We start from the raw sequence: 11,599 nt of genomic DNA on the forward strand, positions 1-11,599 counted from the left end.
CGGAAAGGGACCGACACCGCATGGCGAACGAGGAGAAGCTCCGGGACTACCTCAAGCGGGTCACGGCCGATCTCAGGACGACCCGCGGACGGCTCCGCGAAGCCGAGGCGGCCCGGCGGGAACCCATCGCGATCGTGGCGATGAGCTGCCGCTACCCGGGCGGGGTCGCCTCCCCCGAGGACCTGTGGGACCTGGTGGCGGCCGGCACGGACGCGATCTCGCCGTTCCCGTCCGACCGGGGTTGGGACGTCGAGGCGCTCTACGATCCCGATCCGGAACGGCCGGGCACGACCTACACCCGCCACGGCGGCTTCCTGCACGACGCGGCCGGTTTCGATCCGGAGTTCTTCGGCATCAGCCCGCGCGAGGCCCTCGCGATCGACCCGCAGCAGCGGCTGCTGCTGGAGGCCGCCTGGGAGGCCGTCGAACGGGCGGGGGTCGACCCGTCCGGCCTGCGCGGCAGCCGCACCGGCGTCTTCACCGGGATCATGTACAACGACTACGCCGCCCGGCTCCCTCGGGCCCCCGAGGCGTTCGAGGGGTACCTGACCAGCGGCAGCGCGGGAAGCATCGCCTCGGGCCGGGTGGCCTTCACCTTCGGTCTTGAGGGCCCGGCAGTGACGGTGGACACCGCCTGCTCGTCCTCGCTGGTGGCGCTGCACCTGGCCGCCCAGGCCCTCCGCAACGGCGAATGCGATCTCGCGCTGGCGGGCGGGGTGACGGTCATGGCCAGCCCGCGGACCTTCATCGAGTTCAGCAGGCAGCGCGGGCTGTCACCGGACGGCCGGTGCAGGGCGTTCGGCGCCGGCGCGGACGGCACCGGCTGGGGCGAGGGTGTCGGCCTGCTGCTGGTCGAACGGCTGTCGGACGCGCAGCGCAACGGGCATCCCGTCCTGGCGGTCGTCCGCGGGTCGGCCGTCAACCAGGACGGCGCCAGCGCCCGGCTCACCGCTCCCAACGGATCCGCCCAGCGGAGGGTGATCGAAGGGGCGCTGTCCAGCGCGGGGCTCGCCCCCGGCGACGTCGACGCCGTCGAAGGGCACGGCACGGGCACCACCCTCGGGGACCCCATCGAGGCCCAGGCGCTTCTCGCCGCCTACGGGCAGGACCGTGACCGTCCGCTGTGGCTGGGGTCCATCAAATCCAACATCGGACACACCCAGGCCGCCGCCGGGGTCGCCGGTGTCATCAAGATGGTGCTCGCGCTGCGGCACGGCCTGCTCCCCAAGACCCTGCACGCCGACGAGCCGACCCCCCACGTGGACTGGGACTCCGGAGCCATACGGCTACTGACCGAACCGATCCCCTGGCCCCAGGGCGAACGCCCCCGGCGGGCGGGCGTCTCCTCCTTCGGCGTCAGCGGCACCAACGCCCACGTCATCATCGAACAAGCCCCGGCCACCGAGCCCGGTCCGGAACCTGCGGCGACCGGACCCGCCCCCACCGTCTGGCTGATCTCCGCCCGGGACGACGACGCGCTGCGGGCCCAGGCGGACCGACTGCGAGCCTTCGCCGCGAAGCACCCGGACGTGAGCCCGTGGGACGTCTCCCACTCCCTGGCTGTCGGCCGCAGGACGTTCGACCATCGGGCGGCCGTCACCATCGGCGCCGACGAAGATCCCCTATCCGGCCTTGAGGCTCTGGCCCGTGGAGAGAGCGCGGCGAACGTGACGCGCGGCAAGGCCGGGGAAGGCCGGACGGCGTTCGTGTTCTCCGGGCAGGGCAGCCAACGTCCCGGCATGGGCCACGACCTCTACAACACCTACCCCGCCTTCGCCCAAGCCCTCGACACCATCGCCCACCACCTCGACCCCCACCTCGACCACCCCATCCAAGACGTCATGTTCGACCCCGACCCCACCCGCCTCAACCACACCACCTACACCCAACCCGCCCTGTTCGCCTTCGAAACCGCCCTCACCCGACTCCTCCAACACTGGGGCATCCACCCCGACCTCCTCATCGGCCACTCCATCGGCGAACTCACCGCCGCCCACATCGCCGGCATCCTCACCCTCCCCGACGCCGCCCACCTCATCACCACACGCGCACAACTCATGCAAACCACCGCCACCGACGGCGCCATGATCTCCATCCAAGCCCCCGCCGACACCCTCGCCACCACCCTCAACCAGCACCCCACCGCCGCCATCGCCGCCATCAACAGCCCCACCACCACCGTCATCTCCGGCGACACCGACACCGTCACCACCATCGCCCAACACTTCCAAAACCAAGGACACCCCACCAAAAAACTCCACATCCACCACGCCTTCCACTCCCCTTACATGGACCCCATCCTCGACGAATTCCACAAAACCGCCCAAACAATCACCTACCGCCCACCCACCATCCCCATCGTCCCCAACACCACCGGACACCTCCCCACCCCCACCGACCACACCACACCCCACTACTGGACCCACCACATCCGCGACACCGTCCACTTCCACCAGGGCGTCGTGACGCTGGAAGCAGAAGGAGTCACCCACTACCTCGAAATCGGACCCAGCGCCACACTCACCCCCCTCGTCCAGGAGATCCTGGACGAGCACGCCGGTTCCGGCGCCGTGGTGATCCCTCTGCAACGCCGCGACCAGCCCGAGCCGCGCACCCTCGTCACGGGCGTCGCCACAGCGCACGTCCACGGGGTGGAGGTGGACTGGCCGACGTTTCTGCCCGGCTCGCGGACGGACCTGCCCACCTACCCGTTCCAGCGGCAGCGCTACTGGCTCGACGCACCGGCCGGTGGTGATGTGACCACGGCGGGCCTGGGCGCGGCCGAGCACCCGCTGCTGGGCGCCGCGGTGGAACCGGCCGAGGACGGCGGGCTGCTGCTGACCGGCCGCCTCTCCGCTCAGAGCCACCCGTGGCTCGCCGACCACGCGGTCCACGGCACGGTCCTGCTTCCCGGCACCGCCCTGGTGGAGCTCGCCCTGTACGCCGGTGAACTCGTCGGGTCACGCCGCGTCCAGGACCTCACCCTCGAAGCGCCGCTCGTGCTCGGGCGCACCGGTGCCGTCCAGATCCAGCTCGCCGTCACCGCCCCGGACGACGCGGGACGGCGCCGCATCACCATGCACTCCCGGTCCGATGAGGGCCCTTGGACCCGCCACGCCGTCGGGGCCCTGGCGGCGCCCGAGGAGACCGCGCCACCGGCCGGAGCGGAGGGGGCATGGCCGCCGCCCGGCGCCGAGGCCGTCGATCTGGAGGCGCTCCATGTCAGGCTCGCCGGGCTCGGTCTCGACCACGGGCCCGCCTTCCAGGGCCTTCGCGCCGCCTGGCTGACCGATGACGCCGTCTTCGCCGAGGTGGAGGCGCCGGACGGCCTCGACACCTCCGGATACGGCCTGCACCCGGCCCTGCTGGACGCGGCACTGCACGCCGCCGCGCATGACGCCACATCCCCGCGGGTTCCGTTCGCCTGGACCGGCGTCGACCTGGCCACCGCCGGGACGGCCCGCCTGCGGGTCCGCCTGTCCCGCATCGGAGACGACACCGTGGCGCTACGCGTCACCGACACCGACGGCGGCGCCGTCGCCACCGTCGAGTCCCTGACCGTACGGCCGGTGACGGCGGAGCAGATCCCGTCCCGCGCTTCGGAGGACACGCTGTTCGGGGTGCGCTGGGAGCCGATCGCGACCGACCCCGCCGCGACCGTGCCGGAGGCGTCGCTCGTCACGCTGGCGTCCGGTGGCGACGCCGGGCCGGCCGGGGCTCGCGCCGTGACCTGCGAGGCGCTGCGCGTCCTGAACGAGTGGTTCGCGGGCGAGCACCCGCCCGGGGCCCCGCTGGTGATCGTCACGAGTGGCGCCGTCGCGGCGGAGGACGGGGAGCGCCCGGGCCTGAACGCCTCGGCCGCCTGGGGGCTGGTGCGGACCGCGCAGGCCGAGAACCCCGGCCGGGTCGTGCTCGTCGACGTCGACGGCTCCGATGCCTCCCGGCTGGCGATCCCCGCGGCGCTCGCCACCGGGGAGCCCGAGATCGCCCTCCGGGAAGGCCGCGCATACGTCCCCCGGCTCGTCCGCGCGAACATCGAGCGGACCGGAGGGGAAGCCGCGGCTCACGCGTTCCGCCCGGAGGGGACCGTTCTGGTGACCGGCGGTACCGGCGCGCTCGGCCGGGTCATCGCCCGCCATCTGGTGACCGGGCACGGCGTGCGGCACCTGCTGCTGGCCGGCAGGCGGGGTCCGGAAGCCGAGGGCGCCGGAGCCCTCGTGGAGGAGCTGACCGCGCTCGGCGCCCATGTGACGGTCGCCGCCTGCGACACCGCCGATCGTGACGCGCTGGCCGCGCTGCTGAGGTCCGTTCCCGACGAGCGTCCCCTGACCGGTGTCGTGCACGCCGCCGGAGTCCTCGACGACGGCGTCCTCACGTCGCTGTCCCCCGAGCGCGTCGACGCGGTGTTCCGTCCGAAGGTCGATGCCGCGTGGCACCTGCACGAACTCACCGCCGACCTGGACCTGTCGGCGTTCGTCCTCTACTCCTCCCTCGCCGGCACCCTCGGCAACCCCGGCCAGGGCAACTACGCCGCCGCCAACACCTTCCTCGACGCCCTCGCACAACACCGGCACGCACACGGCCTCCCCGCCCTCTCCCTCGCCTGGGGCCTGTGGGAGCAGCCCGGCGCCATGACCGGCGATCTGGACGCCATCGCCCTCGCCCGGCTAAGCCGTTCAGGTGTCGTCCCGCTGACCGCGCGGGAGGGGACCGAGTCGTTCGACGCCGCGCTGGCGGCGGGCCCGGCCGCGCTCGTCCCGGTCCGCTGGAACATGGCGGCGTTGCGCGCCCAGGCCGGGGCGGCGCGGCTGCCCGCGCTGCTGAGCGGGCTCGTCCCGGCCCCGGCGCCCCGCCGGACGGCACCGGAAGGATGGCGCGAGCGGTTCCTCAGGCTCCCGGAGGCCGAGCAGCATCGCGCCGCGCTCGATCTGGTGCGGGCCCAGGTCGCGGACGTCCTGGGGCACCGGAGCCTGGAGACGGTGGACACCGCCAAGGCGTTCGACGACCTCGGCTTCGACTCGCTGACAGCCGTCGAGTTGCGCAACCGGCTGGGCGACGCCATCGGGCGGACGCTGCCCGCCACGCTCGTGTTCGACCACCCGACCCCCGCCGACCTGGCCCGCCGCATCCGGGACGAGACCGTCGGCCAACCCTCCTGGCCCGGCGCGCGGGTGACGGCCGTGAAGGCCGCGGCGGACGCGAGCGAGCCGATCGCGATCGTCGGTATGGCGTGCCGCTACCCCGGCGGGGTCGCCACCCCCGATGACCTCTGGGAGCTGGTCGCGGGCGGCACCGACGCCATCGGCCCGTTCCCCGCCGGTCGCGGCTGGGACGTCGACGCGCTGTACGACTCCGACCCGGAACAAACGGGCAGGACCTACGCCCGCCACGGCGGGTTCCTGCACGACGCCGACCGGTTCGACGCCGCCTTCTTCGGCATATCGCCCCGGGAGGCCGCCGCGATCGACCCGCAGCAGCGGCTGCTGCTGGAGATCGCCTGGGAGGCCGTCGAACGGGCCCGGATCGACCCGGCCGGTCTACGCGGCAGCCGCACCGGTGTCTTCACCGGCGTCATGTACAACGACTACGGCGCGCGGCTGTACCTGGGGCGGTCGCCCGACGAGTTCGAGGGATACCTGGGCAACGGCAGTGCGGGGAGCATCGCGTCCGGGAGGATCGCCTACACCCTCGGTCTGGAGGGCCCGGCGGTCACGGTGGACACCGCCTGCTCGTCCTCGCTGGTGGCGCTGCACCTGGCCGCCCGGTCGCTCCGCGACGGCGAGTGCGACCTGGCCCTGGCCGGAGGCGTGACGGTCATGGCCACGCCCGCGACCTTCATCGAGTTCAGCAGGCAGCGCGGGCTGTCCCCGGACGGCCGGTGCAAGGCGTTCGCCGCCGCCGCGGACGGCACCGGCTGGGGCGAGGGCGCGGGACTGCTGCTGGTGGAGCGGCTCTCGGACGCCCGGCGCAACGGGCACCCCGTCCTCGCGGTCGTCCCGGGCAGCGCGATCAACCAGGACGGCGCGAGCAACGGCCTGACGGCTCCCAGCGGGACGGCCCAGCAGCGGGTGATCCGGCAGGCCCTCGCGGGCGCGGGACTCGGGCCCGGCGACGTGGACGCGGTCGAGGCGCACGGCACCGGCACCGCCCTCGGCGACCCCATCGAAGCCGGAGCCCTCCTCGCCACCTACGGACAGGAACGAGACCACCCCCTCTGGCTCGGCTCCATTAAATCCAACATCGGACACACCCAGGCCGCCGCCGGAGTCGCCGGCGTCATCAAGATGATCATGGCGATGCGGCACGGCACACTCCCCCAGACCCTGCACGCGCAGGAGCCGAGCCCGCATATCGACTGGGAGTCCGGGGCGGTGCGGCTACTGCACGAACCGGTGCCGTGGGAGCGGAACGGGCACCCGCGCCGCGCGGCCGTCTCCTCCTTCGGCATCAGCGGAACCAACGCCCACCTCATCCTGGAGGAGCCCCCGGCGCCCGAGGACGGCAGAGCGCCGGCGCACGAGGACGGCAAGGCCCCGGCGCACGAGAGCGGCCGGGCCCCGGAGCCCGGCGCGGCGCCGGCGGTGACGCCCTGGGTGATATCGGCGCAGGACGAGACGGCCCTCAGCGCCCGCGCCGCCGGTATCCGCGGGCTGGCGGAGGAGGAGCCGGAATCGCTCGCCCTGTCCCTCGCGACCACCCGGGCGTCCCTCGATCATCGCGCGGTGGTCCTCGGCGCCGACCGGGAGGAGGCGCTGGCCGGGCTGGACGCCCTCGCCCACGACCGGGAGTCGCCCCACGTGGTGCGCGGCATCGCCCGTCCCCACCACAAGACCGCGTTCGTGTTCCCCGGCCAGGGCTCGCAGTGGACCGGCATGGCCCTCGACCTGCGGGACGCCTCCCCGGTGTTCCGCGACGGCCTGGACGCCTGCGCCGACGCCCTCGCCCCCCACCTGGACGTCCCGCTGATCGAGGCGCTGGGCAGCGCCGACGCGCTCCAGCGCGTCGACGTCGTGCAGCCCGCCCTGTTCGCCGTCATGGTCTCCCTCGCCGGGCTGTGGCGCCACCACGGCGTCCACCCCGACGCCGTCATCGGCCACTCCCAGGGAGAGATCGCCGCCGCCCATGTGGCGGGAGCCCTGACCCTGGACGACGCCGCCAAGATCATCGCGCTGCGGAGCAGGGCCGTCACCGCACTCGCCGGAACCGGCGCGATGGCCTCGGTCTCCCTGTCCGCCGACCGGACCCGGGAGCACCTCGTCCCCGGGTTGTCGGTCGCCGCCGTCAACGGCCCGGCGACCACGATCGTCTCCGGCGACGCCGACGCCGTCGACCGGCTCCTCGCCACCTGCGAGGACCAGGGCGTCCACGCCCGCCGCGTCCCCGTCGACTACGCCTCGCACTCCGCGCACGTCGAGGGGCTCCGCGCGGAACTCCTCGACGGCCTCGCCGGCATCGTCCCGCGTCCCGCCACCGTCCCCTTCCACTCGACCGTCACCGGCGAAGCGGTCGACACCACCACGCTCGACGCCGAGTACTGGTACCGGAACCTGCGCCACACGGTCCGCTTCGAACCGGTGGTCAGGCGCCTGCTCGACGACGGGCACACCCTCTTCGTCGAGGCGAGCCCGCACCCCGTACTGACCGCCCCCGTCCAGGACATCGCCACCGCCGGAGCCGCCACCGGAGCCGCCACCGTGACCGGCACGCTGCGACGCGACCACGGAGACCTCCGCACCTTCGCCACTGCACTCGCCACCGCCCACACCCGGGGCGCACCCGTCGACTGGACGCCGCTCCTGACCGGACGTCCCATCGACCTGCCCACCTACCCGTTCCAGCGGCAGCGCTACTGGATCGACGGGCCCGCAGGAGCCGGTGACGCGACCGCGCTGGGACAGACCCCGGTCGAGCACCCGTTCCTCGCCGCGGCCGTGCGAAAGGCCGAGGACGACACCGTGGTGTTCACCGGGCGAATCTCCCTGCATGCCCACCCCTGGCTGGCCGACCACACGGTCACCGGAACCACCCTCCTCCCCGGCGCCGCGTTCGTCGAGCTGGCGGTCCGGGCGGGTGACGAGGTCGGCTGCGCCCGCGTGGACGAACTCGTCCTGGAGAACCCGCTCCCGCTTCCGAGCGGCGGAGCGGTGCTGGTCCAGGTCGCCGTAGCCGCACCCGGCGAGGACGGGCGGCGCGCCATCGCCGTCCACTCCCGGCCCGGTGACGAGCCCGACGACGCCTGGACCCGGCACGCGGCCGGGGTGCTCTCCCCGGCCGCGGCGACCGGCGGTGAACTGACCTCGTGGCCGCCTCCGGGTGCCGAGCCCCTCGATCCGGACGGGCTCTACTTCCGGCTGGCGGAGCTGGGCCTGGAGTACGGGCCGTCCTTCCAGGGCGTGCGGGCCGCGTGGCATGACGGCGACGACGTCTACGCCGAGATCGCGCTCCCGGACACCGGCGCCGCCGACACCGGCACCACCGGGTTCGGCCTGCATCCCGCGCTGCTGGACGCGGCACTGCACCCGCTCGCGCACGACGCCACCGTGCCGCGCCTGCCGTTCTCCTGGTCGGGTGTCGCGCTGCACGCCACCGGCGCCACGGCGCTGCGCGCGCGCCTGTCGCGCACCGGCGCGGAGACGGTGTCGATCACCCTCGCCGATCCCGCCGGGGCCCCGGTGGCCACGGTCGAGTCCCTGATCGCGCGGCCGGTGCCCGTCGGCGGGCTCACGCCGCCTCCGAAGCAGGACGCGTTACTGCGGCTGGAATGGGTCCCGGTCCCCGCGGACGCGGCCCCCGGCACCGTCCCCGCGCTCCTCGACGGCCCCGGCTTGGACCCGTCCGGACTGCACGGCGAAATTCATCCCGACCTCGACTCCCTGGCGGAGGCGGTGCCGGAGGTCGTCATCGCCGCGCTGGACGGTGGTGGCGGCGACGACCCGGTCGCCGCCGCCCACGAGACGGTGTGGCGCGTACTGCGGCTGGTACAGGACTGGCTCGCCGACGAGCGGTTCGCCGCCGCGCGGCTCGTCGTCCTGACGCGGGGGGCGGTCGCCGTTCACGCCGGTGAGCGTCCCGCGGACCTGGCGCACGCCGCCGTCTGGGGCCTGATCCGCACCGCGCAGAGCGAGAACCCGGATCGGCTGGTGCTCCTCGACCGCGACGGCACCGACGCCTCGGCCGGGGCCGTCGCCGGGGCCGTCGGCGTCGCGGCGGCGGGCGAGCCGCAGCTCGCGCTCCGCGAGGGGCGGCACCACGCGCCCCGCCTGGCGCGGCGGGCCGCACCGGGTGCGCTCCAGATCCCGGTGGACACGGAGGCATGGCGGCTGAACCTCACCGGCGACGGCCTGCTGGAGGGCCTGTCGCTGGACCCGAACCCGGAGGCGGAGGCGCCGCTCGGACCGGACCAGGTGCGCATCGCGGTGCGCGCGTCGGGGCTGAACTTCCGCGACGTGCTGCTCGCGCTGGGCATGGTCCCCGACGACGCCCGCCCGTTCGGCGGCGAGGCGGCAGGGGTGGTCCTGGAAACCGGTTCCCGGGTGATGGACCTGTCCCCGGGCGACCGGGTGATGGGGCTGATGGCGGCGGGCGTCGGCCCCGTCACGCTGACCGACCGCCGCCTGGTCGCGCGGATGCCCCGGGGCTGGACGTTCGCCGAGGCAGCGTCCGCGCCGGTGGTCTTCCTCACCGCCTACTACGGCCTGGTGGACCTGGCGCGCGCCCGGCCCGGCGAGACGCTGCTCGTGCACGCCGCCACGGGCGGGGTCGGCCTGGCCGCCCTGCGGCTGGCGCGGCACTGGGGCCTGCGGACGCTCGGTACGGCGAGCCCGCCCAAGTGGCCCACGCTGCGGGCCCAGGGCCTCACCGGCGACCGCGTCGCCTCGTCCCGCACCCTGGAGTTCGAGGAGCGCTTCCGGGCCGTCACCGCCGTCGAGGGCGGGGTCGACATCGTGATGAACTCGCTCGCCGGGGAGTTCGTCGACGCGTCCCTGCGGCTGCTGGGGCCCGGGGGCCGCTTCCTGGAGATGGGCAAGACCGACGTCCGCGACCCCGACGAGGTCGCCACCGCGCACCCCGGCGCGTCCTACCAGGTGTACGACCTGCTGGACGCGGGACCGGAGCGCATCCAGGAAATGCTCACCGAGTTGGGGGAGCTCTTCGAGAGCGGCGCGATCCGCCCCCTACCGGTGACGGCATGGGACGTGCGCCGCGCGCCCGACGCGGTCCGCTTCCTCGGCCAGGCCCGGCACATCGGCAAGGTCGCGCTGACGCTGCCGCGCGGGCTCGACCCGGACGGGACCGTGCTCGTCACCGGCGGCACCGGCACCCTCGGCGGCCTGCTCGCCCGGCACCTGATCGCCCGGCACGGCGTCCGGCGCCTGCTGCTGGCCGGACGCGGCGGCCCCGCCGCCCCGGGCGCGGAGCGGCTGCGCCGCGACCTCGCCGCGCTGGGCGCCGAGGTCACGATCGTCGCGTGCGACGTGTCCGACCGGGACGCCGCGTCCGCGCTCCTGGAGTCCGTCCCGGCGGAGCACCCGCTGACGGCGGTGGTGCACTGCGCCGGGGTCCTCGACGACGGCGTGCTGACGTCCCTCACGGCGGAGCGGCTGGAGTCCGTACTGCGGCCGAAGATCGACGCGGCCTGGAACCTGCACGAGCTCACGCGCGACCTGGACCTGGCCGCGTTCGTCCTGTTCTCCTCGGCGGCGGGCACACTCGGGACGCCGGGGCAGGCCAACTACGCGGCGGGCAACGCCTTCCTGGACGCTCTCGCCCAGTACCGCGGAGCGTGCGGCCTGCCCGCGCAATCGCTGGGCTGGGGTCTGTGGACGGAGGCCAGCGGGATGACCGGCCACCTGGGCGACGCCGACCGGGAGCGGCTGGCCCGCACCGGCTTCGCCCCCCTCACCAACGAGCAGGGCCTCGCCCTCTTCGACACCGCGCTCACCCGGGACGAGACGCTGCTCCTGCCCCTGCCGCTGAACACGGCGGCGCCGCGAGGGGAGCCGGTCCCCGCGCTCCTGCGCGGCCTGGCCAGGGCGCCCGCCCGCCGCACCGCCGGGTCCGCGACCGCGGCGAACCAGCGGGACCTGCGCGAACGGCTCACCGCGCTGCCCGAGCACGAGCGGAGGGACGCGCTGCTGACGCTGATCCGGGCCGAGAGCGCCGCCGTCCTCGGCTACGCCGCACCGGAGGCCGTCCGGGAGGACAGGGCGTTCAAGGAGCTGGGCTTCGACTCGCTGTCCGCCGTGGAGTTCCGCAACCGGCTCAACGCGGCCACCGGGCTCAGGCTGCCCGCGACGCTCGTGTTCGACCGTCCGACGCCCGCCGCGCTCGCCTCCTACCTGCGGGACGAACTGTTCCCAGGGGAGACCGCCGCACCGCCCGTGCTGACCCGGCTCGACGAACTCGACTTCGCCCTGTCGGGCCTGGACTGGGACGAGGAGGCGCAGGCGCGGATAGGCCCGCGGCTCCGGGCCTTCCTGTGGAAGTGGGGCGGCGGGGACCCGCCGGACCCCGCCGGCGACGACCTCGTGCCGGCGACCGACGAGGAGCTGTTCGACGCCCTCGATCGGGAACTCGGAACACCCTGAAGCCGATGACC

General features: G+C 74.4%; 1 pseudogene. It reads left to right on the forward strand.

Features of this window, described 5'->3' with window-relative positions:
* Positions 1-20: 20 nt before the first annotated feature.
* Positions 21-11,588 (forward strand): annotated as a pseudogene (locus tag KLI87_RS40525) (type I polyketide synthase); the annotation flags it as partial.
* Between the last annotated feature and the right edge of the window lie 11 nt (positions 11,589-11,599).

This window comes from Actinomadura sp. NEAU-AAG7 (assembly GCF_018603865.1).
In the GTDB taxonomy this organism is placed as follows: domain Bacteria; phylum Actinomycetota; class Actinomycetes; order Streptosporangiales; family Streptosporangiaceae; genus Spirillospora; species Spirillospora litoris.